Annotated in this window: 20 protein-coding genes; 12 read left to right on the forward strand and 8 right to left on the reverse strand. The window is 71.6% G+C overall.

The features are described 5' to 3' along the window. Positions 1 to 13: 13 nt before the first annotated feature. The 3 genes from K8612_RS22930 (at position 14) to K8612_RS22940 (ending at position 3,704) form a co-directional block, all read left to right on the forward strand. A complete protein-coding gene (locus K8612_RS22930; protein WP_223763864.1) occupies positions 14 to 2,047 on the forward strand; it encodes an alpha/beta fold hydrolase in 2,034 nt (677 codons plus the stop codon). 90 nt (positions 2,048 to 2,137) lie between these two features. Further along, complete coding sequence (locus K8612_RS22935; RefSeq protein WP_223763865.1) at positions 2,138 to 2,683, forward strand: hypothetical protein; 546 nt, start codon at positions 2,138 to 2,140, stop codon at positions 2,681 to 2,683. A gap of 34 nt (positions 2,684 to 2,717) precedes the next feature. After that, a complete protein-coding gene (locus tag K8612_RS22940; protein WP_223763866.1) occupies positions 2,718 to 3,704 on the forward strand; it encodes a hypothetical protein in 987 nt (328 codons plus the stop codon). On the opposite strand, the gene K8612_RS22945 is transcribed toward K8612_RS22940, so the two are convergent. Beyond that, entirely contained in the window at positions 3,701 to 6,271 is a 2,571-nt protein-coding gene (locus K8612_RS22945; protein WP_306799709.1) for a GAF domain-containing protein, read from the reverse strand. The two genes, K8612_RS22940 and K8612_RS22945, sit on opposite strands and share 4 nt — an antisense overlap. A gap of 182 nt (positions 6,272 to 6,453) precedes the next feature. Here K8612_RS22945 and K8612_RS22960 point away from each other — a divergent pair, with 182 nt between their 5' ends. Next, positions 6,454 to 8,451, forward strand: coding sequence for a potassium transporter Kup (locus K8612_RS22960; RefSeq protein WP_373692127.1), 1,998 nt, complete (start codon positions 6,454 to 6,456; stop codon positions 8,449 to 8,451). 399 nt (positions 8,452 to 8,850) lie between these two features. Next, entirely contained in the window at positions 8,851 to 9,867 is a 1,017-nt protein-coding gene (locus K8612_RS22965; RefSeq protein ID WP_223744625.1) for a hypothetical protein, read from the forward strand. Between the two features lie 4 nt (positions 9,868 to 9,871). On the opposite strand, the gene K8612_RS22970 is transcribed toward K8612_RS22965, so the two are convergent. After that, positions 9,872 to 10,453 (reverse strand): DUF2378 family protein, encoded by a 582-nt coding sequence (locus K8612_RS22970; RefSeq protein WP_223744626.1) that lies wholly within the window; start codon positions 10,451 to 10,453, stop codon positions 9,872 to 9,874. A gap of 172 nt (positions 10,454 to 10,625) precedes the next feature. Next, complete coding sequence (locus K8612_RS22975) at positions 10,626 to 11,363, reverse strand: metallophosphoesterase (protein WP_223744627.1); 738 nt, start codon at positions 11,361 to 11,363, stop codon at positions 10,626 to 10,628. Between the two features lie 396 nt (positions 11,364 to 11,759). Between K8612_RS22975 and K8612_RS22980 the strand changes: the two genes are divergently transcribed. After that, entirely contained in the window at positions 11,760 to 13,379 is a 1,620-nt protein-coding gene (locus K8612_RS22980) for an N-acetylmuramoyl-L-alanine amidase (protein WP_223763868.1), read from the forward strand. A gap of 76 nt (positions 13,380 to 13,455) precedes the next feature. Then, positions 13,456 to 14,502, forward strand: coding sequence for a tolB protein precursor protein (locus K8612_RS22985; protein ID WP_223763926.1), 1,047 nt, complete (start codon positions 13,456 to 13,458; stop codon positions 14,500 to 14,502). Here K8612_RS22985 and K8612_RS22990 read toward each other — a convergent pair. The 3 genes from K8612_RS22990 to K8612_RS23000 form a co-directional block, all read right to left on the reverse strand. Then, on the reverse strand, positions 14,499 to 16,478 hold the full coding sequence (locus K8612_RS22990; RefSeq protein ID WP_223763869.1) for a cell wall metabolism sensor histidine kinase WalK: 1,980 nt from the start codon (positions 16,476 to 16,478) through the stop codon (positions 14,499 to 14,501). The genes K8612_RS22985 and K8612_RS22990 overlap by 4 nt on opposite strands. 150 nt (positions 16,479 to 16,628) lie before the next feature. Beyond that, on the reverse strand, positions 16,629 to 17,486 hold the full coding sequence (locus K8612_RS22995; protein ID WP_223763870.1) for a carboxypeptidase-like regulatory domain-containing protein: 858 nt from the start codon (positions 17,484 to 17,486) through the stop codon (positions 16,629 to 16,631). A 219-nt stretch (positions 17,487 to 17,705) separates the two neighbouring features. Then, a complete protein-coding gene (locus K8612_RS23000) occupies positions 17,706 to 18,593 on the reverse strand; it encodes a hypothetical protein (RefSeq protein ID WP_223763871.1) in 888 nt (295 codons plus the stop codon). Between the two features lie 184 nt (positions 18,594 to 18,777). Between K8612_RS23000 and K8612_RS23005 the strand changes: the two genes are divergently transcribed. Continuing rightward, positions 18,778 to 19,761 carry a hypothetical protein gene (locus K8612_RS23005; protein WP_223763872.1) on the forward strand — a complete coding sequence of 328 codons (984 nt, stop codon included), beginning with the start codon at positions 18,778 to 18,780 and terminating at the stop codon, positions 19,759 to 19,761. 57 nt (positions 19,762 to 19,818) lie between these two features. On the opposite strand, the gene K8612_RS23010 is transcribed toward K8612_RS23005, so the two are convergent. Together K8612_RS23010 and K8612_RS23015 are read right to left on the reverse strand one after the other, a co-directional pair. Next, positions 19,819 to 20,490, reverse strand: a complete 672-nt coding sequence (locus tag K8612_RS23010) for a DsbA family protein (RefSeq protein ID WP_223744633.1) — start codon at positions 20,488 to 20,490, stop codon at positions 19,819 to 19,821. A gap of 195 nt (positions 20,491 to 20,685) precedes the next feature. After that, positions 20,686 to 21,705 (reverse strand): RimK family alpha-L-glutamate ligase, encoded by a 1,020-nt coding sequence (locus K8612_RS23015; RefSeq protein WP_223763873.1) that lies wholly within the window; start codon positions 21,703 to 21,705, stop codon positions 20,686 to 20,688. 77 nt (positions 21,706 to 21,782) lie between these two features. Between K8612_RS23015 and K8612_RS23020 the strand changes: the two genes are divergently transcribed. The 4 genes from K8612_RS23020 (at position 21,783) to K8612_RS23035 (ending at position 26,858) form a co-directional block, all read left to right on the forward strand. Then, positions 21,783 to 23,216 carry a sigma 54-interacting transcriptional regulator gene (locus K8612_RS23020; protein ID WP_223763874.1) on the forward strand — a complete coding sequence of 478 codons (1,434 nt, stop codon included), beginning with the start codon at positions 21,783 to 21,785 and terminating at the stop codon, positions 23,214 to 23,216. A gap of 167 nt (positions 23,217 to 23,383) precedes the next feature. Next, positions 23,384 to 24,190 (forward strand): TadE/TadG family type IV pilus assembly protein, encoded by an 807-nt coding sequence (locus tag K8612_RS23025; RefSeq protein WP_223744636.1) that lies wholly within the window; start codon positions 23,384 to 23,386, stop codon positions 24,188 to 24,190. A 5-nt stretch (positions 24,191 to 24,195) separates the two neighbouring features. Continuing rightward, complete coding sequence (locus K8612_RS23030; protein WP_223744637.1) at positions 24,196 to 25,863, forward strand: pilus assembly protein TadG-related protein; 1,668 nt, start codon at positions 24,196 to 24,198, stop codon at positions 25,861 to 25,863. Next, entirely contained in the window at positions 25,863 to 26,858 is a 996-nt protein-coding gene (locus tag K8612_RS23035; RefSeq protein ID WP_223744638.1) for a TadE/TadG family type IV pilus assembly protein, read from the forward strand. Before K8612_RS23030 ends, K8612_RS23035 begins: the two co-directional genes overlap by 1 nt. The last annotated feature ends 1 nt before the right edge of the window (position 26,859 follow it).

Genomic DNA, 26,859 nt, shown 5'->3' on the forward strand with positions numbered 1-26,859 from the left:
GGTCGGCGGCACCATGAACCTCGCGTCCCTCCCGCTCATCGTGTCCCTGCTCACGGCGCAGACGCCCGCGCCCGCGCCGTCGAAGGCGGCCCCCGCGCCGGCCGCCGCGAAGGCGCCGTCCGCCGTCCCTGGCATCGCCCCGCTGCCCGGCCTGCCCAATTTGTGGGTGAGCGGCGTGCCGCCGGTGCCGCCCGCGCTCTCCCAGCGCGTGCAGCAGTACCTGGAGTCCCGCTCCGCGCAGCTTTTGGACGTGAGCGCGGATGGCCAGCAGGTGCTCATCTCCACGCGCTTCGCGGACGTCAACCAGCTCCACCTGGTGGAGATGCCGCTGGGCGCGCGCACGCAGCTCACCTTCGCGAAGGAGCCCATCAACCGGGCGCGCTTCCTGCCGGGCAACCCGCAGATTGTCTTCTACCTGCAGGACACGGGCGGCGGAGAGTTCTACCAGGTGCTCAAGCTGGACCGGCGCACGGGCCGCTCGGAGCTGCTGACGGACGGCAAGAGCCGGCATGAGGAGCTGGTGGTGTCCAGGGACGGGCGCTGGCTCGCGTACGCGGGCACGGGGCGCAACGGCAAGGACACGGACGTGTACGTGGCGCCCACGGCGGACCCCCGGCAGGCGAAGCGGGTGACGGAGGCGGCGGGGAGCTGGGCGCCGCTGGAGTTCTCCCCGGACGGCTCGAAGCTGCTGGTGCGCCAGTTCCGCGCGGCGGACGACGCGGACCTGAGCGTGGTGGACGTGAAGACGAACGCGCGCACGCAGCTCACGCCCAAGGAGGGCAAGGGCAGCGTGGACGCCGCCGTCTTCACGCACGACGGGCAGGGCGTGTACGTGGCCACGGACCGCTACAGCGACTTCGCGGAGGTGTACCGGCTGCCGCTCACGGGCGCGCCCCCGGCCGCGCCGCAATCGCTGACGAAGTCGGTGCGCTGGAACGTGCAGAACCTGGAGCTGTCCCCGGACGGGCGCAAGCTGGCGGTGGCCATCAACGAGGAGGGCTACGGCAAGCTGTACCTGCTGGACACGCGCACCCAGGCGCTGTCGCCCGTGGAGACGCCGCGCGGGGTGATTTCGCAGGTCCACTTCCCGAACAAGCGCTCGGACCGCGTGGCGTTCTCGCTGACGTCGGCGCGCGTGCCGCTGGACATCTTCACGGTGGACCTGGGCACGAAGAAGACCACGCGCTGGACGCGCTCGGAGGTGGGCGGGTTGGATCCGGAGACGTTCGTGGAGCCGGAGCTGGTGCGCTACCCGTCCACGGATGGCGTGAAGGTGCCGGCGTTCCTGTACCTGCCGAAGAACGCGAAGGGGAAGGTGCCGGTGGTGGTGATGTTCCACGGCGGCCCGGAGGGGCAGAGCCAGCCCATCTTCAGCGCGCAGACGCAGTTGATGGTGACGGAGCTGGGGATGGCGGTGCTGCTGCCCAACGTGCGCGGCTCGGAGGGCTACGGCAAGGCGTACCGCGCCATGGATGACGGCGTGAAGCGCGAGGCGAGCCTGGCGGACATCGGGGCCACGCTGGACTTCGTCGCCTCCCGGCCGGAGCTGGACGCGTCGCGGGTGGGCGTCTACGGCGGCTCGTACGGCGGCTACATGACGCTGGCGACGGTGGCGTTCTACCCGGAGCGCATCAAGGCGGCGGTGGACGTGGTGGGTATCTCGTCCCTGCCGTCGTTCCTGCAGAACACTCAGGCGTACCGGCGGGATTTGCGGCGCGCGGAGTACGGCGACGAGCGCGACCCGGCGGTGCGCAAGGTGCAGGAGCGCATCTCCCCGCTGGGGTCGGTGGACAAGATTCGCGCGGCGCTCTTCGTGCAGCAGGGGGCCAACGACCCGCGCGTGCCGCAGTCGGAGGCGGAGCAGATCGTCCAGGCGGTGCGCAAGAAGGGCTCGGACGTCTGGTACCTGCTGGCCACGGACGAGGGCCACGGCTTCCAGAAGAAGACCAACCGGGACATGGCCCAGACGACGGCGCTGATGTTCTTCGAGAAGCACCTCCAGGCCCCGGGGGCGGAGCAGGGGAGCGGGGCAGCGGGCGGAAGGTAGGCCCCACTTCGGAGGAACCGGGCCGCCGCCGGTATGTCGGCGGCCCGGGGACGTTACACATTGTCCAGGTCAGCGAGGAGATTCCTAACCATGAAGCGCGACAGACAGTCATTGCGTCGGGGTGTGGGAGTGTTGGCGGTGCTCGCGGGTGTGGGCGGAGCGTGGGCGTCCTCCGAGCAGGACCAGCTCGCCTTCAGCGTCGCGCGGACGCAGTTCAACCTGCGGATGACGCCGGACAACGTCACGGGGCCGGAGTTCCAGGTGTCCCGCCTTCCCGGCGAGCTGCGAGGCCGCGTGGCGGACGCCCCGGTGGCGTTGAAGCTGGAGGACGAGAAGGTGAAGGGCAACATCGGGACCTCGGTGGTGAACCTGGACGTGAAGAAGGACGGCGACGCGGTGAAGGCGAAGGGCGGCTTCTACGGGCGCCCCGTCAACCTGACGCTGTCGCCGCGGGAGCTGACCGTGTACGTGCGCGACTGCACCTACCGGCTGAAGGCGAAGGAGGAGGGCCGCACCTACGAGGGGAAGCGCAGTTGCGACCGCTCGTTCATGCCGCCCACGGTCATCACGCTGCCGGACGCCTTCCTCGCGGCCTCGCCCGAGGAGCAGGCGTCGCTGCTGCTCCTGGCGTTGTAGGCTCCGCCCCCGCGACTCGAGGAGGCGGTCCCCGGTGAACCCGCGCAAGCTCTGCCTCCTCATCGCCTTCACCGCGCTCGTGACCGCCGTGGGCACGGGCGTGTGGCTCGCGTGGCCCGGGCCGGACCTCGCCGCGCAGGCGGACCTGTCGGACGACCCGGCACAGGGCGGGCTCGAGCCCCGTGACGGCGTCGTCGTGCTGAGCAACGGCATCCGCCTGTCGAACGTCCCGTCCAACTGCCACGCGGACACCCGGGGCTCGCTCGCCTGCGAGGACCGCTGCGGCTCGGACGACGCGTGCCCCGCAGACACCGTGTGCGCGCGCCACCCGGACTACGGCTTCCGCGACTGCCAGCCCCTGCACCGCTTCTGCGACGACGCATCGGACTGCACCCCGTCCGACACCTGCCACCCCGTGGGCACGTCCGCGTCAGGCCAGGCCCTGCGCCGCTGCGTGCCCCAGGGGACGCTGCGCGCGGGAGCGCGGTGCACGGGCTACTCCCAGGAGCCGGAGGGCCGCTGCGCGCCGGGGCTCCTCTGCGTCCATGAGTTCTGCGGCCCGCCGTGCGACGTGCACGACCCGGGCGCCTGCGCCACCGGCACCGAGTGCTCCCCCAATCCCTACCGCGTCCGGGGCGCCTGCGTCCCCAGTTGCCGCGACCGCGCCTGCCCGAAGGGCGAGCGCTGCGAGACGGACTTCCCGGGCGAGGTGCCCATCTGCCGCCCCTTCGTGGGCCCCGCCTGTCTGGACGAGGCGCCCTGCGCCGCGCACCAGGACTGCCTGCGCGGCTTCGCCGAGCCCACGCTCGAAACCGAGGCCTTCGAGTGCCGCACCCGCTGCGATGACCAGGCCCCGTGCGGCCCGGGCCTCACCTGCGATGCGGCGAGCGGCTACTGCTTCCAGCCCTGCACCCGCGACACCGACTGCCGCGCCCCCGAGCGCTGCCACGTCCTCCACCGCCGCGAATCCCAGCGCGGCTGCGGCTTCATCGCGGAGGGGCTCCCCGCCCGCCACCGCTAGCCTCGCGGCAGCTCCACGGTGAACGTGGAGCCCTCGCCCAGGACGCTGTCCACCTCGATGTGGCCTCCCATCGCCTCCACAATCTGGCGGGCGATCCACAGCCCCAGCCCGAAGCCGCCGTAGTTGCGCTCGGACACCGCGCGCTCGAAGCGGTGGAACAGGCGCGGCAGGTGCTCCTTCGCGATGCCGATGCCGCCGTCCTTCACCCGCAGCCGGGCCCGGTCGCCCTCCACCTCCAGTGACACGTGCACCGGGTTGCCCCGCCCGTACTTCAGCGCGTTGGAGAACAGGTTGGTGAAGACCTGGTCCAACCGCAGCCGGTCCCACTGCCCCGTCACCGCCGGCGCCAGCGACAGCTCCAGCGGCGTGCCCGAGCGCGCGTACTCCTGCTCGAAGCGCTCGGCCACCTCGCGCACCAGCGCCCCCAGCTCCAGGGGCTCCCGCACCAGCTCCAGCTTCCCCGCGCTCAGGCGGGACACGTCCAGCAGGTCGTTCACCAGCAGCGTCTGCCGCTTCACCTGCCGGTCCACCCGCTCCAGGCCGCGCTTGAGCCGCTCCGGGTCGAAGGCCGCCCCGGACCGCGCCAGCCCCGCCAGCAGGCTCTGCACCTGGAGCTGCAGCGCGCTGATGGGCGTCTTCAGCTCATGGCTCGCGATGGACAGGAACTCCTCGCGCAGGCGGATGGCCTGGCGCGCGTCCCGGTAGAGGCTCGCGTTGTCCAGCGCCAGCGCCGCCCGCCGGGCCAGCTCCTGCGCCAGCGCCAGGTCCTGCGCGTCGTACGCCCCCTTCGACGTGACGAACGTCAGCGCCCCCAGCGTGTGCCCGCGCACCCGCAGCGGCACGCACAGGTACGCGCACGTCCCGCCCGCCCGCGCGCACGCCGGGTCCCCCTGCGACAACCCCGAGCGCGACTCCGGCCTCCCGGACTGGATGACCCGCGCCACCACCGCGAGCCCCGGGGGCGGCACCTCTTCGGGCTCCACGCCCGCCGTGGCCACGCAGCGCACGCCGCCGGACTCGTCCTCCAGGAACACGCCGCAGGCCTCCGCGTACTGCGGCACCGCCAGGTGCGCCACGCGCTCCAGCGTCTCCTCCTCCTCCAGGCTCCCCGCCAGCACCCCGCCGGCCTCCGCGAGGAAGCGCTGCGCCGCCTCGCCGCGCTGGCGCTCGGTGATGTCCACCATCACGCTCAGGCACTGCGGCGGGCCGCTCGCCGGGTGCACGCGCCCCGTCCACATGGCCACCTGCACCGCGCCGCCGTCACGCCGCCGCGCCGCCAGCGGCGCGCCGTCCAGCACCGTGCCCCGCGTGGCGCGCTCCAGGCCGTGGCGGAAGGCCTCCCAGTGCTCCGCCGGCACGGCTGGCAACACCTTCCCCAGCACCTCCTCCGCCGTCCACCCCAGCATCCGCTCCGCGGCCGGGTTCCACAGCCGCACGGTGCCGTCCGGGTCCAGCAGCATGATGGCCGTGGGGCTCGCCTGGATGATGGCCTCCAGCGTCCCGTGCGCCTCGCGCAGCGCCGCCCGCGCCCGCTGCTCCCGCTCCAGCAGCCGCGCCCGCGCCAGCGCCTGCGCCGCGTGGTGCGCCACCAGTTGGAGGAAGGCCCGCTCGTCGTCGTCGAACCCGTGCGGCAGGCCGAAGGTGAACACCAGCACCCCCAGGGCCCGCCCGTCCGCCACCAGCGGCAGGCACGCGGACGAGGGCGCCGGCCGCTCCGACCCGGACAGCGCGTCCTCCGCCATCAGCCACACCGGCCGCGACGCGCGCAGCACCCGGGCCACCGGCGAGTCCCCCTCCAGGGGCATCCGCTTCAGCCGCTCCGCCGCGTCCGGCGTGCAGCCCGCGCAGCGCAGCAGCGTGGCGCTCGTGGCGTCCGGCGCCACGCCCCACAGCGCCCCGGCCTTCGCGTCCGCCACCGCCAGCCCCTGCTCCAGCACCACCTCCGCCACGCGCGCCGCGGTGAGCGCCTCGGACAGCTCCGCGGTGACGTGCTGCAGCCGCGCGAGCCTCCCCGCCGCCACCTCCGCCGCCTGCCGCGCCTGCCGCTCGGACGCGTACGCCCGCGCCACGTCCAGCGCCAGCGCCGCCCGGTCCGCCAGCTCCTGGAGCAGCAACTGCTCCCCCGAGTCGAACGACGCCGGCTCCGGCGCCTCGCGCCACACCGTCAGCGTCCCCAGCGGACGCCCCCGCGCCCGCAGCGGCAGCACCAGCACCGCCTCCACCCCCTGCGCCTCGCCCGTGTCCAGCACCTCCGCCGCCACGCCCTCGTCCGCGCGGATCCGCTGGGTGAACAGCGCCTGCAGCCGCACGCGCGCCTCCGGCACCGCCGCCGCGGACGCCACCGTGCGCAGCCACAGCCCGTCCTCCGACAAGAGCCGCAGCGCGCACGCGGAGCCCAACAGGGGCACCACCAGGCCGCACAGCCGCTCCATCACCGCCGGGGGCTCCAGCGACGCGTCCGCCAGCACCCGCGAGGCCTCCGCCAGCAGCGCCAGCCGCTCCTCAATCTCCGCGAGCCGCGCCCCGTACTGCCGCGCCTCCCCCAGCCTGGTTGCCACCATCGTCATGCCACGACCCCCCGTTGCACCCGCCATGGGAGCACGGCCCCGCTCGCGGCGCTCTGCGTCCCAGGTCCCGCCATCCCTGACTTCTGCGGATGCTCGACACCCACCCCCCGGAAGCGTTGGTGACGGGCACCCGCCTCGTTCCGGGGCCCGGCACCCCCGAGGGCAGGGCGCCAGGCGCGCACATGGGCGCACCCGGGGCGGTTGGAAAGCAAAGGAGCGTCACGGCTTCGGTTGCTCCGGGCCCGGGTTCGGCTAAAGCGGGGGCCGTGAACGCACCCTCGGAATCACCGGCCGCCCCTTCGGAGGGGCCGGATTCTCCCAAACGCATCCTGACGCTGGCGCTGGGCGCGCTGGGGATCGTCTACGGGGACATCGGTACCAGCCCGCTCTACGCCCTGCGCGAGTGCTTCACCGGCCCGCACGGCATCACGCCGACGCCGGCGAACGTGATGGGCGTGTTGTCGCTCATCTTCTGGTCGCTCATCATCGTCGTGTCGGTGAAGTACCTCTTGTTCGTGATGCGCGCGGACAACCGGGGCGAGGGCGGCATCCTCGCGCTGATGGCGCTGGCCATGCAGCGGCCCCGGGGGCAGGCGCACCGCGCGCGGCCCGTGCTCATCACCCTGGGCATCTTCGGCGCGGCGCTGCTCTACGGCGACGGCCTCATCACCCCGGCCATCTCCGTGCTGAGCGCGGTGGAGGGGCTGAGCGTGGCCACGCCTGTCTTCGAGCCCTACGTCATCCCCATCTCGCTCATCATCCTGGGGCTGCTCTTCCTCGCGCAGCGCAAGGGCACCGGCGGCATCGGCGCGGTGTTCGGCCCCTTCATGGCGCTGTGGTTCGTGGCCATCGCCGTCCTGGGGGTGAAGGAGCTGCTGCACAACCCCGCGGTGCTCTGGTCGCTGTCGCCCGTGCACGGCGTGCACTTCTTCATGGACAACGGGGGGCACGGCTTCCTGGTGCTGGGCGCGGTGTTCCTCGTGGTGACGGGCGGCGAGGCGCTCTACGCGGACATGGGCCACTTCGGCGCGGGGCCCATCAAGCGCGCGTGGTTCGGGCTGGTGCTGCCCTCGCTGGTGCTCAACTACCTGGGGCAGGGCGCGTTGCTCCTGCGCCACGCGGAGGCCGCCCGCAACCCCTTCTTCCTGCTGGCCCCGGACTGGGCCCGCTACCCGCTGGTGGCCCTGGCCACCGGCGCCGCGGTCATCGCGTCCCAGGCCCTCATCTCCGGCTCCTTCTCCATCACCCGCCAGGCCATGCAACTGGGCTACAGCCCGCGCATGGAGGTGGTGCACACCTCCGCGGAGGAGATGGGGCAGATCTACCTGCCGGGCCTCAACACCGCGCTGCTGGTGGGCGTCATCGCGCTGGTGCTGGGCTTCGGCTCCTCCAGCCGGCTGGCGGCGGCGTACGGCATCGCCGTGACGACGACCATGGCCATCACCACGGTGCTCGCCTACGTGGTGGCCCGCGAGCGCTGGGGCGTGGGCCGCGCGGTGGCCCTGCCCGTCGCGGGCCTGTTCCTGATGGTGGACCTGTCCTTCTTCGGCGCCAACGCGGTGAAGATTTCGGACGGCGGCTGGTTCCCGCTGCTGCTCGCCGTCTGCATCTTCACGCTGATGACCACCTGGAAGCGCGGCCGGGACATCCTCGCCGGCAAGCTGCGCGCGGCCAGCCTGGGCCTGAAGGACCTGTTGGGCAGCTTCGGGGACCACCCGCCCGTGCGCGTGCCCGGCACCGCCATCTTCATGACGGGCAACCCGGAGGGCACCCCGCCCGCGCTCCTGCACAACCTGAAGCACAACAAGATTCTGCATGAGCAGGTGGTGCTGCTCACCATCATCTCGGAGGAGATTCCCCACGTGGTGGCCCAGGAGCGCGTGGAGGTGGAGCCCCTGGAGCAGGGCTTCGTGCGCGTCGTGGCCCGCTACGGCTTCATGGAGAACCCCAGCATCCCGGACATCCTCAAGCGCTGCCGGGAGAAGGGGCTCCAGTTCCAGCTCATGGGCACCAGCTTCTTCCTGGGCCGCGAAACGCTCATCCCCACCAAGAAGCCCGGCATGGCCGTCTGGCGCGAGGCCCTCTTCACCTGGATGAGCCGCAACGCCCGCAGCGCCACCGCCTACTTCCGCATCCCGCCCAACCGCGTCGTGGAGCTGGGCAGTCAGGTGGAGCTGTAACCCGGCCCATACCGCATGGGGACTTCACCCCGGGAGTAGAATAACTGCTCGGGGTGTGATGCACGTGTTTTGCGGGTCTTGAGGTTTATTCCGCCCCGTAACCCCTTGAAAAGACATGGGCAACGTTCCCGGGGGAGGGGTTATCCAGACCCGGGGGTGTCTACAAGTGGGTGCCAGACAGCCCTTTACGCAGGGGCTTGCCTGCTTCAGATTGCACCGCCCCCGGCCGTCTTTTTCCGGCTCGAATAGAAAAATACGTCAGGGCAGCAACTCTTCCGCCGATGAATCGAGAATCTTTTCGCGGGGCAGAGAAAAATACTGCCCCGATGTAACAGAACTTGGTTACCCTGCGGCCAGGTGTCCCCCGGCACCCGGCGTCTGAAACGAGGTCAGCCCTTCATGCTCCAGGCCATCGCCCCCGCCCCCGTGTCGTCCCCGGTCGTCTCTCCGGTGAAGTCCGTCATGCCGTGGATGGCCGAGCCCCGGATGCCGCTGTCGGACGCGGCGCCGTACACGGTGCTGAGCGCGCAGGAGCTGTACCCGCGCATCTGCGTGCGGGACCCGTACTTCGCGCTGAAGGACGTGACGGTGCTGCCGGGCGAGGTGGTGGCGCGCGTGCCGGTGCAGATGGCGCCTGACGCGGAGGCGATGCCGCTGGGCCTGGGTGAGGCGGGCCGTCACCTGGCCATCCTGGGCTCGTGCGGCGCGGCGCTGGTGGCGCCCAAGGACGGGCAGCACTTCTACCTGGCCAGCGCGGCGCGCGGTCAGTGGCTGCAGCCGGCCCCGCAGGAGCGCGCCTCGGACATGCTCTGGGCGCTGGCGCAGGCGGAGTACACCGGCAAGCGCACCTGCACGGCGCGCACGCTGCTGTCCGCCTCGGACGGCACGCCGCTGTTCAAGCTGGAGGTGGACTACAACGTGCTGTCCGCCGCCGCCTTCACCCGCCTGTTCGGCGAGGCGCGCCAGGAGATGCGCCGCGAGCCGCGCCCCGCGGACACCGTGCAGCGCACCCCGGAGGAGTGGGCGAAGCTGCGGCAGAACCCGTACAGCAAGCCGCTGGACCTCCAGGACTTCCGCATGGACGGCGACATGATGCGCTCGTCGCTCGTCGTCACCCCGGAGCTGTGCAAGGGCCACTTCGCCATGCACCCGGTGATGCCAGTGGCCGTCGTTGCGGGCGGCATGACGCGCATGGCGACCACGCTGGGCCGCGCGCTGGAGCACGCGCCCGGCGCCCGCTTCGTGGCCGGGGACGTGAAGCTGTCCGCGGACAGCCTGGCCTACGCGGGCCAGACGGTGGTGTTCGGCGCGCGCCGCACCCGCGTGCGCGGCGCGGACCACACCTTCGCCTGCCAGGCGTCCGTGGGCGAGCGCGTGGTGGCGCAGTTGGAAGTCACCTACACCCGCGTGGACTGAGCTCTCAGGCCCACTCGATGTCGTAGTCCACGCGGTCGATGCCCTGCGGCTTCGCGGTGACCTTGCCCGTCAAGCCCAGCACCTTCAGCGAGCCGGTGAGGATGCCCACGTGGTACGCGGGCGGCATCATGTCCCGGCGCATCCGCAGGGTGCCGGACTTGGGGCCCGTCGTGAGGTACTCGCGGTTGCCGTAGGACACCGCCGCGCTGTACGCCATCTGCGCGCCCGCGAAGAGCTTCTGCGGGTCTCCCCGGGAGATGATGCCGAACACCAGCATCCCGGGCCCGGTGGAGTAGCGGGTGATGCTCACCTCGCCGCACGCGTGGAACACCGCGTCCTGGGGGCCGAGCGCGCCCTCCAGCACGTCCGCCGCGCTGTACAGGAGCGTGAGGAACTCCCGCGCCGGGTACGAGCGCAGCTCCGCGAAGTCGTGGTTCAGCTCCCCCACGCGCAGTTGCTCCATCCCGATGGCGCCCGCGTGCTGCTGCACCAGGCCGAAGACGGACTTGAAGATGAGCCCACGGATGGAGTCCCCCTGCTGGAGGCTGGCGATCCGGGCGGCGAGTTCGGCCTTGTCCGACGGCATGACTTCCACTCCTTGGTTCACGAGCGAACCCGGCGGTCAGCTTAACGGCCCCGCTTCACCTGTCGACAAAGCGTTTCACCGGGCGTCACACCCGCCAGGACCCGCCATGTCCGGTGCCCGGGCCGACGCGGCGGGTTCCCTGGAGCCCCCGTGACTCCGGGCCCGGCGTCCGTCAGCGCTCGTCCAGCAGCACCGGCGCGAAGCCGGCCGCGTCGCAGGACGCGAGCACGTAGCGCACGCCCGCCCGCTCGCCGGTGAAGCCCGCGGGGATGCCGCTCGAGTGCAGGTGGCCGTACACGCACACCTTGGGGGCGAACGCCTCGATGGGGGCGCTGAACGCGGTGGCCCGCTCGTTGGCGTACACGGGCGGGAAGTGCACCGCGACGATGCGGGTGAGCGGCGTGGGGTGGGCCGCCTCCTTCTTGAGCGCGTCGTCGATGGACGTGGAGAGCCGGCGCGTCTCGCGCTCCACGTAGCCGGAGTCCCCCTGCTCGTCGCCCATCTCCCCGCCGGGCATGGGCGGCGCCTCCGGCGCGGTCCACAGCCGCGTGCCGGCGATGACCCACGGCCCCAGCACGAAGGCGTTGTTGTGCAGGAAGCCCTCCAGCGTGCGGAACGGCTCCAGCAGCTTGCGCAGCTTGGACGCGGAGTCGCCCCACCAGTAGTCGTGGTTGCCGCGCACCAGCACCTTGCGCCCCGGCCGCGCGTCCAGCCACGCCAGGTCCTCCATCACCTCGTGGGGACGGGTGGCCCAGGAGATGTCCCCCGCGACGATGACCGCGTCCTCCGGCCGCACCCGTTCGTCCCACGCGCGCTGCAGGGGCAGCGGGTGGTCCGTCCAGCCGAAGCGGTGCATGTCCTTCTGCCGGGTGGAGGGCAGGTGCGTGTCGCCAATACCGAAGAGCCGCATGATGCTGGCGTCATAGCGGATGCCCCGGCCCCCTGTCGGCCCTTCCAGCGCGGTGCGCGCCCGGACGGCCTCCCGCCCCCCGTCCGCCAAGGGTTCAAATAGTGATTGATACAAGAAATGATGTAACAAAACGTTACATCATGGATGTCCTGAAACACGGCGGTGCGGCATCCATGCACCACGCCGGACTCCGGGTGAAACAGCGGGTCCAGTGATGTAGGCAATTCCGTGATTTCAGGTGCTTGAGGTCACGAGGCGCGCCGCGCCCCGAGTGCGGGTGGAGCATGCATGCACCGGTCGCGGAAGAAAACTGGACGAAGGTGACGGGTTGGAGGCGGCTGGCACGCACGGTGCTGAGAAGGCGCGCAGTTCCTCCCCCGACTTTGGAGTCCCCTCATGTCAACCTTCCGCAATCCCTTCGCGGCGGCCGCCGTGGCCCTGGTGCTTTCCGCGTGCGGTCCCCAGGCGCAGCAGCCCACCGAGGCCCCTCCGGCCGAGACGCCGTCGCAGCCCTCCACGGACACGGCCGGCAGCGCGCTGCCGCGTGAGCTGGACCCGCTGTTCGCGCAGGCCGCCCAGGAGTTCAACGTCCCGGCGGAGCTGCTCAAGGCCGTGTCCTACGCGGAGACGCGCTGGCAGATGGTGCGGGGCGAGGCGGAGTTCCCGGGCCAGGAGCCGGCGTTCGGCCTGATGGCGCTGCGCGGTGAGCACCTGGCGCGGGGCGCGGCGCTGGCGGGCGTGACGGTGGAGGCGGCCAGCACGGACGCGCTGTCCAACGTGCGCGCGGGCGCGGCGCGGCTGTCCCAGTTGGCCACGGACGCGAACGTGGAGCGCGGGGACCTGGCCGCGTGGGCGCCGGTGGTGGCCGAGCTGAGCGGCATCACCCTCCCGGAGGCGCAGGCGGAGCACGTGCACCGCGGCGTGTACTCGGTGCTGAACGAGGGCGCGGTGGCGCTCAACCAGGACGGCTCGGTGGCCGTGTCGCTGGAGCCGGTGAAGGTGGAGGCGAAGTTCGAGCGTCCCCAGGTGCGCGCCATGGCGGCGGGCCCGGACTACGCGGCGTCCATCTGGCGGCCGGCGCCCACGGGCAACTACGGCACGCGCACGTCGGGCGCGGCGGGCGACCCGTCGATGATCATCATCCACACCTGTGAGGGCAGCTACAGCTCGTGCTGGAGCTGGCTCACCAACAGCGCTGCGGGCGTGAGCGCGCACTACGTGGTGAACGAGAGCGGCAGCGAAATCTCCCAGTTGGTGCGCGAGGCGAACCGCGCCTACCACATCGGCGCGACGTACGACTGCTCGCTCAACAGCAGCAAGGAGTGCTGGCTCAACGGCGTGCAGGCCAACCACTTCACCATCGGCATCGAGCACGGCGGCTACGCCAGCCAGTCGTCCTTCCCGGCCGGGCAGATTGACGCGTCCGCGAAGCTGTCGTGCGACATCGCGCGCGACAACGCCATCATCAAGGACAGCTACCACATCGTGGCGCACGGCAAGCTGCAGCCGGCGACGCGCACGGACCCGGGCCCCAACTGGCCGTGGTCCACGTACCTCAGCAAGATCAACAGCTACTGCGGCACGGCCACGCCGTCCGGTGAGATCATCATCGACAGCAACAGCGCCAACAACGACGCGTCCAAGGCGAGGTTCTCGCTGACGGGCGCGTGGTCGGACGGCTACAGCGCCGGCTACTACGGCAGCGGCTACTACTACGCGGCCACGGAGGCCATCTCCGCGCCGGCCACGTTCGAGTTCTACCTGCCCACCGCGCAGACGCGCACCGTCGACGCTTGGTGGGTCGAGGGCACGAACCGCTCCACCACGGCGCCGTTCATCGCCTACAACGCGGCGGGCTCCGAGGTGGGCCGCGTGTCCGTCAACCAGCAGACCAACGGCGGCAAGTGGGTGCAGTTGGGCACGTACAGCTTCTCCGCCGGCTGGAACAAGGTGCAGTTGAGCCGCTGGACGACCCCGGGCTACGTGGTCATGGCCGACGCCGTCCGGGTGCGCTGACGTGATGCACGAGGGCCTTGAACAGCGGAAGCGTTCCGGGCCCTCGCGGGCACGGCGGTGGTGGGCCGTGCTCGCCCTGCTGGGCGCCATGGGCTGTCAGGGCCGCTGCGGCGGCGCCGCCGCGGTCCCGGCGCCCGGCGCGTTGTCGGAGGCGGAGCGGCGGGCCCTGCCGGGCACCATCGTCTTCCTCTCCGAGAGGGCGGGACAGAAGGACGTCTGGCGGGTGACGCCCGCCGGAGAGGAGACGCAGGTCACCTCCGCGCCGGAGGACGAGTACCCCGGCCCGCCGTCGCCGGACGGCCGCACGCTGCTGGTCATCGCGTCGGGCGAGGCGAACGGGCGCGTCTTCCAGCAACTGCGCCTGCAGCCGCTCCAGGGAGGCCCCCAGGTGGCGCTGCATCCGCCCCGGCCCCGGGCGCGCAACGCGAGCTGGGCGCCGGACGGCACGTGGCTGGCCGTGGAGTCCGACGCGCAGGGCTTCAGCGACGTGGTGCGCGTGCTGCCCCGGGCGAACGCGGTGGACACGCGGCTGACGCACGTGAAGGCGGGCTGCTTCGAGCCCGCGGTGTCCCCGGACGGCACGGAGGTGGCGTGCGTGTGCAGCGGGGACGGCGACCCGGAGGTCTACGTCTTCCGCGCGGACGGCACGGGCGAGCCCCGCCGCATCACCACGTTCTACATGGAGGACCGGACGCCGCAGTGGAGCCCGGACGGCAAGTGGCTGCTGTTCGTGAGCAACCGCGAGCGCAAGGAGCGCGTGTACCTGGTGCGCGCGGACGGCTCGGACCTGCGCGCCGTGTCCGGAGAGGGCTTCGCGGGAGACGAGCGGGAGGCGGTCTTCAGCCCGGACGGCAGGCGCGTGGCGTACGTGGCCCGGCTTCCGGACGGCAGGAGCCGCATCTGGGTGGCGGACGTGGCGGGAGGCGCGCCGGTGGCGCTGACGGACGGGCGGCACCGCGACGACATGCCGGCGTGGAGCCCGGACGGCAAGGCGCTGGTGTTCGTGTCCGAGCGCGACGGCGACACCGACCTGTACCTCATGCGCCCGGACGGCACCGGCCAGACGCGGCTCACCACGGCGAAGGGCGCGGACTGGCTGCCGCGCTGGTTCGCGCCGCGCTAGCCCGCGCGCTGGCGCAGCGGCTCGGGCACGGTGGGGACGGCGGGGGACTCCATGGGCACGCTGAAGAAGAAGGTGACGCCCCGGCCCGGCTCGCTCTCCACCCAGATGTGGCCGCCGTGGGCCTCCACGATGAGCCGGCTGATGTAGAGCCCCAGCCCCAGCCCCTTGCCGTCCGCCGAGCGGCCGTCCTCCGTGCGGTAGTACTTGTCGAACAGGCGCGCCGCGTCCCGGGGGGACAGCCCCGCGCCCTGGTTGGTCACCGACACCACGGCGTGGTCGTGCACGGCGGAGAGCCGCACGTCCACCGGCGTCCCCGTGGGGCTGTACTTGAGCGCGTTGGTCAGCAGGTTGGTCACCACGCGCTCCATGCGCGCGGCGTCCATGGGCACCGGCGGCAGCGGCTCCTGCCGGTGCAGCCGGAAGCGCTCGCGCGCGTCGGGCGGCACGTCGCGCTCCAGCACCTCCTCCAGGAAGCGGCCCAGGTCGCGCGCCTCGCGGCGCAGGTTCACCCGGCCGGACTCCAGCCGCGAGCCCTCCAGCAGCTCCTCAATCATCGTGCTCATCCACTCCACGTTGTGGATGATGGCCTGGGCCATGTGGCCCTCGCGCTCCAGCTTCCGCTCGTGCAGCGCGCGCTGGAGCAGGTGGGCGCGCAGGTTGATGGTGTTCAGCGGGTTGCGCAGGTCGTGGGAGATGAGCCCCACGTACTCCTCGCGCAGCTTCTCCAGGTCCCGGCGCTCGGTGACGTCGCGCAGGATGGCGATGCGCGTGGCGTCGTCCTCGCCCTCCAGCGGCAGCGGGCTCAGCCGCACCTCCAGCGGCACGCTGGTGCCGTCCTGCCGCTGCCCGGACACCAGCCGCCCGCCCCGGGCGCGCTCCGGACCCTCCCCGGGCGCGGCCGGGCCGTGGAGCCCCTCCGGCACCAGCAGCTCCACCTCGCGCGCCAGCAGGGCCTCCCGCCGGTAGCCGAAGACGCGCTCGGCCTCCGCGTTGGCGAAGCGCACGCGGCCGGTGGCGTCCACCACCACCATGGGGTCCGGCGCGGTGTCCAGGAAGGTGCGGAAGCGCTCCTCGGAGGCCTCCAGCGCGGCTGTGGCCCGCATGCGCTCGGTGTCCAGCACGTCCAGCGCCCGCGCCGCCAGCAGCACCAGCGTGACGCCGCCGGCGGCCACCACCGTGGCGAACAGGGGCAGCTTCGCGTCGTGGCTGAGCCCGCCCGTCAGGTGGAGCAGCACCAGCGTCAGCCCCAGCACCGGCGGCCCCAGCAGCGTCACCGGCACCAGCCGCCGCGCCACGAAGCCGCCCAGCGTGTCCCGGGTGAGCCGCGCCATCAGCCCCAGCTCCGGCCGGGCGCACAGCGTGCCCATGGCCAGCAGCATCAGCACGCAGGTGGTGTGCAGCCCCATGCTGCGCTCCTGGAAGAACGGCGCGGCGAAGGGCGTCACCAGCGGGCCCAGCAGGAAGCCGTTGAGCCCCGTCAGCGCCGCCATCAGCGCGAGCACCACCAGCCCGTCCGACCACGACAGCCGCTGCGGGTGGCCCCGGTCCACCAGCGCCAGCGCCGGGCCCAGGAGCATCAGGCACAGCGCCGTCAGGGGCGAGGACGCGACGCCGGGCGCCGCGCCGCCGGCATCGCCCAGCATGCGCAGGAACAGCGCGTCCAGGCCCCCGGTGCCTCCGGTGATGACGCCGTCCACCAGGCTCGCCGCGCCCAGCAGCGCCGTGGTCAGGGCCAGCGCCGTGCCCAGCCGGTGCTGGAAGCGGGAGGGCGTGGCCCGCAGCCTCAGGCCCAGCGCGGCCCCACCCAGCAGCAACCCCAGCGCGGCGCTGGGGCGCATGGCCGGGAGCGCGGCGCCCATGGACTTGAGGACCATGACGTCCAGCGCCCAGCCCGTCAGCACCAGCAGCCCCACCAGGCAGGCGGCCACCGCGGAGCTGCGCGCAAGGGCACGGACCATCGCCGTGCTTCGTGGCATGGATCGGCCGCTCATCATCCGCGTCCCCCCCGGAACGCCAGCCCTGCATCCTGCCACAACATCTCGTGTCGGCGCCCCCCCCGGCAATGGGACGCCGGGGTTGGGGGATGTCCGCTCTAGGCGGGGATGTCCGACCTGTCCAGGGTTGGGTCAGGGTGCGTAGCGGCCTGGATACACGGTGAGGACGACGCCCAGCCCCGGGCCCACGTCGACGTTGCGCGGCACGTACGCGCTGGTGCCCTCCACGGACACCTGGAAGGACGACACCCCGGCGCCGGAGTGCACGAAGAGGAACAGCCCGTGGGCCGCGGTGCCCGCAGTGCCCGCGGTGTCCACGGACGTCAGGTCCGCGGACGGGTAGTAGACGCGGTCCGCCAGCTCGGCGCGGTCCAGCGCCACGCGCGCGCCGCTCACGGGCTGACCGTTCAGGTCCACCACGCGCCCCAGCACGAAGCCCGCGGAGGCCAGGGTGGCCTCCGGGTCCCCGGTGTGGACCTGGAGGCGCGGCGCACCCACGGCGGCGCCCAGTTGATCCACGAACGCGGAGGGCAGGGCCCACGCGTGCGCGTCGATGATGTCCGTGCGCGGACGGGTGCCGGTGAAGGCGGTGTCGTAGACGAGCGTGGTGCTGCGCACGAGGCCGTCGTGCGAGAGGCCCACCGCGAGCCCCTGGTGCACGTCGCGCACGGGCACGCCGGTGATGCGGAAGGCGCCGTCCTCGGACACCTCGCCGGTGGCGAAGGTGGCGGCCGCGTCATTGACGGCCACGCGCAGCGGCTCCTCCACGGTGAGCGCCATCCCGGTGAGCGACGCCGGCGCCGAGGCCATGCCCTCGGCCTCCGGGAACACGCGTGCCTCGCCGCTCACGAGGATGCGAAGGTTCTCCAGGTCCACCGCCTCGGCGTCCTCGGTCCGCACGCCGGGGTCCGGTGTGAAGCCGCCGTCGCCACAGGCCATCGCCAACAGCCCGAGCACGGCACCACCCGCCGCCCGAATGTAGTGTTTCATCGGGCGGCAACATCTTCACGGCTCGGGGGGCACGCAATCCGTCCCCGGGTGGCGTCCGTCCCCTTCAAGACGCACCGCTGCTCCCGCGGGCCGGACACCCCGGACACCGGGCCCTCCGGGTGTTGAAAACACGTCGGCACCGGGAGCCGGCCTTCCGCTGGAGACGGAAGGCGGACGCCCGGTGCCGCGGGTCACGCCAGGGAGGGGGACGCGGAGCGCCTACCAGCCCGAGCCGCTCCTGCCGGAGGAGCCGGAGCTCTTGCCGGTGTTCCAACCCCCGCCGCTGTTGCCGCTCCCGCTGCCGCGGCCATTGCCGCCGCTGCTGTTGCCGCTGCTGCCGCTGCTGCCGCTGGGAGGGCTGCTCCAGCCGCCGCTGCTCCGGCCATTGCTGTTGCCGCTGTTGCCGCGGTTGTTGTCCCGGTCGTTGTCCTTCTCGCGGCTCTTGCTGGCCGGGGTGTCCCAGCCGCCGCTGCTCCGGCCGTTGTCCCGGTCATTGTCCCGGTCCCGGTCGTTGTCCCGCGAGTTGTTGGAGGGGGCGACGCTGTTGCCGCGGCCCCAGCCGGAGCCGCTGGGAGGCCGGGCGCCGGTGCCCGTGCCGCCGGGGGGCGGGTTGCGGCCCTGGTTGACGGGGGCCGGCGCGGGCCGCGAGGGGCCGACGTTGTTGCGGCCGCCGGGGACCGCGGAGGCCGAGTGGCTGTTGCTCCAGCGGTAGCCCCGGCTGCCGCGGTCGTAGGAGTAGCCCGCGCCCCACGAGCCGTGCGGGTAGAAGTCGTGCTGGTGGCGGCCGTGGAAGTTGCAGTACGCGCCGCTGGGGGTGGGGTGGTAGTCCCAGTACCAGACCACCGTCGGGCCCCGGTAGTAGTAGACGTTGTCCGTGTAGACGTAGGACGTGGAGGGCGGCTCGTAGTCGTGGACGTGGGCGTAGTCCTCCGGGCACCAGCCGCCGCCGTAGTCGTCGGGGACGGGGTGCGCGCCGGCGAACCGGTACTCCGCCACGGGGGCGACGTAGGCCACGCGGCGGACGGGGCGGTGCGAGTGGGCCTCGACGACACAGCCCGTCCCCATCAGCAGGGCCACGGGGACGACCAGGGCGAGCAAGCGGTTCATGAGGAGTCTCCTGGCGCGGAAGTGGACCCTCAAAGCGTCCCGCTCCGCAACCTCTGCCCCCATGACGGCCGGCCGCCCGGGAAATTCACCCGGACTGCCCGCCCGCCGGGAAGGGGAGGGGCCCGCCTGATATGACACCCGGGTCGCGGCCCTCTGGGGGCGCCGCGCGTTGGGAGGCATGCGGATGTCGGATGTGGATTTCGGACGCGCGATGGGGGCGTCCTGCGCGCTGCACCCGGGGCGGGAGGCCACGGGCACCTGCGCCCGCTGTGGCAACTTCACGTGCGACGCGTGCAGCCAGGACGGCGCGTCACCGCGCTGCCCCACGTGCCGGGAGCGCTCCGGCGCCACGTTCCCGCTGAGCCGGGAGACGTGGACCTTCAACAAGCTGTGGGACGTGTGCTGGCCCGCGTTCCAGCGCGAGTGGGGCATGCTGTCGCTCGCGGTGTTGATCTACCTGGGCGTGTCCCTGGGCGCGAACCTGCTCCTCAACGTGGCCACGGGCATTGGCGCGGCGGCGGACAGCGTCGTCGTGGCCATGGTGCTGGGCGGGGTGGGGTTCGTGGCGCAGCAACTGGTGCAGGGCTTGGTGCAACTGGGGCTCTTGCGCGTGTGCTTCGACGTGCTGCACGGAGGCCGCGCGGACGTGGCGCGCCTCTTCAGCCAGATGCACAAGGCGGTCCCCTACACGCTGACGATGCTCCTCGTCTTCGTCATCGTGATGGTGCCGCTGGCCCTGCTGTCCTTCCTGGGCATCCTCGTGCTCGTGGGCACGGGCCTGATGAGCGGCGTGGACCTGGGCTCCTCCTCGGAGCAGTTCTGGAACGCGCTGGTGCCCATCCTCGGCGTGCTGGGGCTGGGGTTCCTGGTGCTGGTGGGGCCCCTCATGTACCTGGCGCTGCCGCTCTACCTGGTCCAGCCGGAGCTCGCCTACAGCGACGCGCCGCCCTCGCCCCTCGAGGTGCTGCGCCGCAGTTGGGAGGCCGCGCGCGGTCAGCGCCTGGGCATCCTGGGCGTGGGGCTCGCGGGGGCGGCCGCCATGCTGGCGGGGGTCTTCGCGTGCTGCGTGGGCTTCATCCCCGGCATGGCGCTGGCCCAACTGCTCATCGCGGGGATGTTCCTGTGCCTGCGCTCCCCGCGTGACGACGCGGAGTCCTTCCCGGGCTGAGGGCCGCAGGGACGCGCGCCTTCGCGAACGGGGCGAAGGCGCGCGCGGGGACGCTCTTCAGTGCACCAGCCGCTCGGAGGAACCCGAGCGGGGCACGGCGACCTTGCCCAGGCACGCGAGGATGTGCTCGCGGTACTCGGACAGCTCGCGCAGGCCGCACAGCATCCACCGGCCGCCAATCACCAGCGTGGGCACGCCGCGCACGCCGCGGCTGCCGGCCAGCCGGTGCTCGTCGTAGATGAGCCGGCGCGTCTCCTCCGAACGGAAGGCCGCGGAGAACTGGTTCATGGACAGGCCCACGCGCGACGCCAGCTCGAACACCACATCCGAGCGCGACACGTTGACGCCCTGCTCCAGCGCGGCGCGCTGCATGGACCGGGCGAGGAAGGCCCGCGCCTGCGGCCCCTGCAACCGCGCCGCCTCCAGCGCAGCCAGCGCCGGCACGCTGGAGCGCGGCGGATCACCGCCCAGCCACAGGTCCGTGGAGAGCAGCGAGGCCGTGGGGTCGGGTTCGCGCTGCGCGCGCTTCACCTCTTCCACCAGCCCGCGCACTTCGCGCTCCGTGGGCAGGACGTCGTGCAGACGCAGGGGGTAGGGACGCACGCTCCAGCGGACGGCGTCGCCAAACTCCTGGCGAAGCACCTCCAACCGTTGGTCGGCGAGGTAGCACCAGGCACAAAGCACATCCTGGTAGACGGTGATCTGCAGCGGCTTGTGCAGCGTTTTCATCGGGGGTCGCCAGATTAGAGGCGCATCCCCGCCGCTGCCAACACCCACGGACAATCCACGCCCGAAGGCATTCCCGTATTCCTGAGGAGCATCCAAGGCACCGTGCGCACCGTGAAGCCCCGCACGCACGCCATGGAGCAGGCGGGCAGGCACGCAGGTGCTGCTCGCGCGCCTGCTTCCAACACCACGGGTTGATCAGGAAGCGCGGCCCGCCCGTGTGCGCAACACGCCGGCCCGGGTCCCCGCATACACCAACGCGTGCTCCACGATGTGGCCCGCGATGTCCCTGCCGGTGGCGCCCTCCAGGCCCTCGAAGCCGGGGCTGGAGTTGATCTCCATCAGGCGCGGGCCCTCGCGGCCCTCCAGCATGTCCACGCCCGCGACCTCCAGCCCGATGATGCGCGCCGCCTTCACCGCGGCCTCCACGTAGTCCGGGGGCAGGGTGATGGCGCGGCCCTCGCCGCCGCGGTGGATGTTGGAGCGGAACTCGCCCTTCTTCGCCTTGCGGCGCATGGCGCCCACCACGGTGTCGCCCACCACCAGCGCGCGCACGTCGCGGCCCTCGCTCTCCGCGACGAACTCCTGGAGGACGATCTCCTGGCCCAGGTCCCAGAAGGTGTCGAGGATGGTCTGCACCTCCGGCAGCGTGTGGGCGATCATCACGCCCACGCCCTGGGTGCCCTTGATCAGCTTGATGATGACGGGCAGCCCGCCCACCTCCTGCACCAGCTTGCGCACGTTGCCGCGGTCGTGCGCCATCACCGTCTTGGGCATGTCCAGGCCCGCGCGGGCGAGGAACTGGAGCGCGCGCAGCTTGTCGCGGCTGCGCGCGATGGCCGTGGGCGGGTTGAGGACGGGCACGTCCATCATCTCGAAGTGGTTCACCACCGCCAGGCCGTACGCGGTGATGGACGCGCCGATGCGCGGAATCACCACGTCCACGCCCTTCACCTCCGCGCCGCGGTAGGTCATGCGCGGCTGGCCGCGCGCCAGCAGCAGGCAGCAGCGCAGCGTGTCGAACACGAGCGCCCGGTGCCCTTGGGCCTTGATGGCCTCCACCAGCCGGCGCGTCGAGTACAGCGAGCGCTTGCGGGACAGGATGGCCACGGTCTTCTTCGCGCGGGGCCGCTTGGGTCGCGGTGCGTCACCGCGCTCGGGTGCCTGTGCGCCAGGCGGGACGGGCGCCTTCTTCGGCTGGGCTTTTCGGGGGGACATGCGGGGCGCGGGACACTAGCACGCACGGGCGTGGAGGCACGGCGCGTGGGCACCCTTTGCTATCCTCGCGTTCACTGATGACCGCACCCAACCCGCATCCCGACGACATCCACACCAACCCCGGAGACGTCGGCCTCGAACTGTCCTCCCAGTCCCCCCTCCTGGGGGAGACGCTGGTCGTGGATCCGCGCGCCAGCGTGAAGCTGCACAAGTGCCGGCTGGTGGTGACGTCCGGTCCGGACACCGGGCGCTCCATGGTCAGCGACAAGGAGCGGCTGCGCTGCGGGGCGCACCCGGGCAACGACCTGGTGCTGGTGGAGGACCGCACCGCCAGCCGCCACCACTTCGAGGTGCAGTACACCGAGCGCGGCCACCTGCTGGTGGACCTGAACTCCACCAACGGCACATTCCTGGACGGCCGCCGGATTGAACGGGCCTACCTGTCCCCGGGCTCGCAGATCCGCGCCGGCTCCTCCGTCATCACCTTCGCCCCCCTGGACGAGGAGGTGGCGGTGGAGCCCGACCGCGAGGGCGAGCTGTGCGGCATGGTGGGCCAGAGCGTGAAGATGCGGCAGGTGTTCGGGCTCATCAACCGCATCGCGCCCATGGACGTGTCCGTCATCATCCAGGGGGAGACGGGCACCGGGAAGGAGCTGGTCTCCTGCGCCATCCATGAGCTGTCCGGCCGCAAGAAGGGCCCCATGGTGGTGCTGGACTGCGGCGCCATCCCGCCCAACCTCATCGAGAGCGAGCTGTTCGGCCATGAGAAGGGCGCCTTCACCGGCGCCACGTCCAGCCGCCCCGGCGCCTTCGAGCGCGCGCAAGGGGGCACCATCTTCCTGGACGAATTGGGCGAGCTGCGCCTGGACCTGCAGCCCAAGCTGCTGCGCGTGCTGGAGAACCGCGAGGTGCGCCGGGTGGGCGGCAACGACGTCATTGAAGTGGACTGCCGGGTCATCGCCGCCACCCACCGCGACCTGGTGAAGGAGATCGCCGCGGGCAACTTCCGCGAGGACCTCTACTTCCGCCTGTCCGTCATCCACATCCAGTTGCCGCCCCTGCGCCAGCGCCGGGACGACATCCCGCTCATCCTCAAGCAGGCGCTGGCGGAGCCGGAGGTGGTGGAGAAGCACGGCCGCAAGCGCTTCTCCGCGGAGGCCCTGGGGCTGCTCATGGCCTACGCATGGCCCGGCAACGTGCGCGAGCTGATGAACGTGCTCTCCCACGTGCTGACCTTCTCCGAGGGCGAGGAGATACTGCCCTCCCACCTGCCCCCGCGCGTCCGGGGCCAGGCCCGCGAGGGGCCGCTCCCCTTCAACGAGCACCTGGCCTTCAAGGACGCCAAGGAGCAGCTCCTGGAGAACTTCGAGCGCGAGTACGTCACCAGCGTCCTCACCCGCTGCGAGGGCAACCTCTCCCGCGCCGCCCGGGAGAGCGGGCTGCACCGCAAGTCCATCGAGCGGCTGGTGAAGAAGTATCAGCTCGACGCCAAGGGGCTGAAACCGCGCTGAAACAGCGTCGTTACACGGTTTCACTCAGGGTGTTGAATCCCGGGAAGTTTTCACCGGGCCCATCCTCTGAGACACTCCCGTTTCCCCCTTCCGACCCCGACGCAGTGTGTCGGCGGTCACTTGACGGATACTGCGAGATTCCCCCGTCCCGCAGGATGAGCCTCCGTATGAGCGCACGATCCCCCCGTGAAGCAGGCGAATCCGGCCAGGCCCTGGTGGAGGCCGCGCTGTCGCTGCCGCTGGTCGTGTTCCTGATTCTGGGCGCGCTCCAGCTCTTCCTGATGATGCAGGCGCGGGTGATGACGCACTACGCGGCCTTCCGGGCGACGCGCGCGGGCAGCGTGGCGCACGGGGACTGCGAGCGGATGACCCACGCGGCCATCCTGGCGCTGATTCCGACCTTCCACTCGTTCATGGGGCAGGGGACGGGGTCGCTCAACGGTCCTTTGGGCCGCGGCGCGGGTTCCGACGCGCCCCGGCTGCTGGCGGAGGCGTTCGCGGCGCGGATGAACAACCGCTACGCGGGCTCCGGCGGTCCGGGCCCGGGCCTGGACGGCGTGCACAACCGCAGCATCGTGTGGATCCAGCGGGACCTGGCGGGCGGCGGCGTGGACAGCCCGGAGGACAGCGACTTCGACCGGCCGGGGCACCTGCGGCGGCTGGAGGTGCAGTTGGTCTTCTGGTACCCGCTGCGCATCCCGTTCGCCAACTGGGTGATGTCGCGCATGTTCCTGGCGCACTTCAGCCTGCGCTCCTACACGGACGCGAACCCGCTCATCGTCCCGGAGCGCAACGCCAACTGGAACGGCAGTGACGTGACGGCGTCGCACGTGCTGGACGGCGAGCTGGGCGCGGAGCTGGCGGACCGCGTGCTCAACCGGCAGTACGTCTTCCCCATCATCACCACGTTCACCATGCGAATGATGACGCCCGTGAAGTCGCGTTTCTTCGCCACCATGGCCTGTCCCCGGTGAAAACGATGAAGCGCTCCCCCCTCCAGCGCGGTCAGACCCTGGTGCTGTTCGTCCTCAGCATGTTGCTGCTGTTGCTGATGGTGGCCCTCACGCTGTCGTTCACCATGAAGGTGCGCGAGCGCATCGAGGTGCAGACGGTGGCGGACGCGGCCGCGTACTCGAACGCGGTGGCCACGGCGCGCACGTTCAACACCATCGCCGTCAGCAACCGCGCGGAGATCGCCCACATGGTGGCGAACGCCGGCGCGGCCAGCCTGCTCAACTGGGCCAGCCTCTACCGCGGCGAGCTGAACGCGGCGAAGGCCGGCTACGCGGCGTGGGTGCCCGTCTACCAGGCCTTCGCCATCGCCGGCTGTCCCTGCGCCTGGAGCAACGGCTTCTGCGCCCGCATGTGCCGCTGCGGCACGCGCGGCGTGTCGGACCTGGGCCGGCTGATGACGAAGCTGCAGCGCGAGGACCTGCGCGTGGAGGCCGTCTTCCAGTCCCTGGACCCCATGGTGGGCCTGCAGATGCGCCTGCACCAGGTGGCGGCGGGCGCGCTGTATGCCTCCTCCCTGAACGACTACATGAACCTCGAGGACAAGATTGGCAACCAGGGGTTCGCCAACGACATCCTGGGGGACCTGGTGCCGGGCAAGAACCCGCGCGACGCGGGGTGGCTGGCGCCGTCCGCGGGCAACGTCTCCCGCAACGAGCTGGCGGACAACACGGCGTGCTTGGGTGGAGGCGCGGTGTGTGACCCGCTGCCGCTGACGGTGGCCCACAGCGTGGACGCGGCGATGGGCAGCCGCGGCTTCACCTTCGTCACGTCGCGCACCATCGAGCAGTACATCGCGCACGAGGCGAACCTGGCCTTCGTCATCACGCCGCCGGACATCGTCACGCTCTTGCATGCCGCTGGCACGGCGCACTTCGGCAAGCCCATCCTCCAGTACGGGCTCTTTCCTCCCTACGCTCCCGCCGTCACGGCTGAAGACCAGAGCACCGTGGCCTTCGTCTACAACCACATCGCGCATGGCGGTGGACCGCCGTGCCCGGTGATGGTGGGCGGGACGGTGCCGACGCTCGCCCTGTTCGCGGCCTCCGGCGGCGTCATGCCCACGCCCACGCATATGTGGTTTGGCGGCACGGACCCGGCGCCCTTCGCGCGGCACATGCTGGCGCCGTGTCTGGGCGGTCCGTCGAGCTGCCCGGGCATCTGGCCGCCGTTCATGGACTACAACCTGACGGAGCTGTGGCCCAACGGCGAGGACAACAACTTCGGGCAGCCGAAGAACTTCGCGGTCATCCAGCGAGACCGCAGCAACATGCCCGCGGCGCAGCAGGACCCGTGGAACCTGGCGTTCCGCTTCCGCTTCGAGGCCAACAACCCGAACCCGAACGCGGGCAAGTTCGACAACCGCAGCGCCACCATGGCGGACGGCACGCCGCTGGGCATCCAGACGGCGCTGTCCACGGGCATCGCGTACTACCACCGTGGCCGCAGCCTGGGCGTCTCCCACTGGAGCGAGCCGCCCAACCTGCTCAACCCGTACTGGCGCGCCACGCTGGTGCCGGTGGACACGGATGAGACGGGGCTTCAGGACGCAATCGACACGTTGGGTTCCAGCTCTCCTGCCTCCGCCGCCACCATCCAGGAGCTGCGGCGCGTGGGCTTCAGGGGGTTCCAGTGATGCACAGCCACCTTCGTCGTCACCGCAGGCAGGCGCGGGGCCAGTCCATCGTCGAGGCGGCCCTCGGCGTCACGTTGTTCATCACCATCCTGGTGTTCGGCATCCACTTCGCGGAGGTGGGCTTCCTGTCGCTGAAGGTGCAGGAGGCCGCCGTGTCCGCGCTGTGGAACGGCACGCACGGGGAGATGCATGACATCCCCGTGGACTACGGCTCGGCGCATGACTCCATGCGGCGGGCAGGTGAGGACGCGCAGGCGCGGTACGCGGACTTCAACGGCCTGTCGTCCGTCAACCGCGGCGACACCATCACGCAGGTGTTCACGCGGGGCTCGGACCTGCGCGTGAGCTGCGACCGCAACGGGGGGCTGGACTGGGATGGCCCCGTGCTGACCCGGCTGATGTACCGCGACGAGGGCGGCACGGGGTGCACGTCCCAGGCGAACCTGAGCTCCTGGAACATCCCCACCCGGTACCTGGACCAGACCTCGGAGACGGGGCTGTACAAGGAGCAGCACCAGGACCCGGCCCACGCCAACATCCAGGTGTGTGGCATTGGCCGCGCGGTGGGCGGCACCTGCCGGGGCCGCTTCTCCATGCTCGTGGATGACTGGGGCCTGTCGAACGAGGTCGAGTCCTCCACCTGCTTGTTGTTCCAGGACCTGGCGGTGCCGTGCACCAATGTGCCGTTCTACACGGCCACGAAGGGCGTCTACGAGCCCACCACGCTGCCCATCCCGACCTACGCCAGCTTCCTGGCGATGGATGCCCTCTTCTTCAACCCGCTGCCGCCCCTGGTCTTGATGCAGCGGGAGAACACCTTCTGGATGAGCGCTGCGGGTGAGGAGAGCCAATTCATGCAGGCCTTTGCCCTCAAGCCCGCGCCCTTGGGAAACCTGTGGAACACGTCCCCCGGCGCGCTGATTGGCATCACCACGCCCCACTACGGTCTGGGCTATCTGGACCGTAACGGCTGTTTCCTTGGAAAGGATTGCTGAA

Origin of the sequence: Corallococcus sp. AS-1-6 (assembly GCF_020037015.1) — a bacterium.
Taxonomy (GTDB): Bacteria; Myxococcota; Myxococcia; order Myxococcales; family Myxococcaceae; genus Corallococcus.

What these genes read in the sequence shown, in the direction of transcription:
- K8612_RS22930 (WP_223763864.1), top strand. Translation starts at nt 14, where the DNA reads ATGAACCTCGCGTCCCTCCCGCTCATCGTGTCCCTGCTCACGGCGCAG.
- K8612_RS22935 (WP_223763865.1), top strand. Translation starts at nt 2,138, where the DNA reads ATGAAGCGCGACAGACAGTCATTGCGTCGGGGTGTGGGAGTGTTGGCG.
- K8612_RS22945 (WP_306799709.1), bottom strand. Translation starts at nt 6,271, where the DNA reads ATGACGATGGTGGCAACCAGGCTGGGGGAGGCGCGGCAGTACGGGGCG.
- K8612_RS22960 (WP_373692127.1), top strand. Translation starts at nt 6,454, where the DNA reads ATGGGCGCACCCGGGGCGGTTGGAAAGCAAAGGAGCGTCACGGCTTCG.
- K8612_RS22965 (WP_223744625.1), top strand. Translation starts at nt 8,851, where the DNA reads ATGCTCCAGGCCATCGCCCCCGCCCCCGTGTCGTCCCCGGTCGTCTCT.
- K8612_RS22970 (WP_223744626.1), bottom strand. Translation starts at nt 10,453, where the DNA reads ATGCCGTCGGACAAGGCCGAACTCGCCGCCCGGATCGCCAGCCTCCAG.
- K8612_RS22975 (WP_223744627.1), bottom strand. Translation starts at nt 11,363, where the DNA reads ATGCGGCTCTTCGGTATTGGCGACACGCACCTGCCCTCCACCCGGCAG.
- K8612_RS22980 (WP_223763868.1), top strand. Translation starts at nt 11,760, where the DNA reads ATGTCAACCTTCCGCAATCCCTTCGCGGCGGCCGCCGTGGCCCTGGTG.
- K8612_RS22990 (WP_223763869.1), bottom strand. Translation starts at nt 16,478, where the DNA reads ATGCCACGAAGCACGGCGATGGTCCGTGCCCTTGCGCGCAGCTCCGCG.
- K8612_RS22995 (WP_223763870.1), bottom strand. Translation starts at nt 17,486, where the DNA reads ATGAAACACTACATTCGGGCGGCGGGTGGTGCCGTGCTCGGGCTGTTG.
- K8612_RS23000 (WP_223763871.1), bottom strand. Translation starts at nt 18,593, where the DNA reads ATGAACCGCTTGCTCGCCCTGGTCGTCCCCGTGGCCCTGCTGATGGGG.
- K8612_RS23005 (WP_223763872.1), top strand. Translation starts at nt 18,778, where the DNA reads ATGTCGGATGTGGATTTCGGACGCGCGATGGGGGCGTCCTGCGCGCTG.
- K8612_RS23010 (WP_223744633.1), bottom strand. Translation starts at nt 20,490, where the DNA reads ATGAAAACGCTGCACAAGCCGCTGCAGATCACCGTCTACCAGGATGTG.
- K8612_RS23015 (WP_223763873.1), bottom strand. Translation starts at nt 21,705, where the DNA reads ATGTCCCCCCGAAAAGCCCAGCCGAAGAAGGCGCCCGTCCCGCCTGGC.
- K8612_RS23020 (WP_223763874.1), top strand. Translation starts at nt 21,783, where the DNA reads ATGACCGCACCCAACCCGCATCCCGACGACATCCACACCAACCCCGGA.
- K8612_RS23025 (WP_223744636.1), top strand. Translation starts at nt 23,384, where the DNA reads ATGAGCGCACGATCCCCCCGTGAAGCAGGCGAATCCGGCCAGGCCCTG.
- K8612_RS23030 (WP_223744637.1), top strand. Translation starts at nt 24,196, where the DNA reads ATGAAGCGCTCCCCCCTCCAGCGCGGTCAGACCCTGGTGCTGTTCGTC.
- K8612_RS23035 (WP_223744638.1), top strand. Translation starts at nt 25,863, where the DNA reads ATGCACAGCCACCTTCGTCGTCACCGCAGGCAGGCGCGGGGCCAGTCC.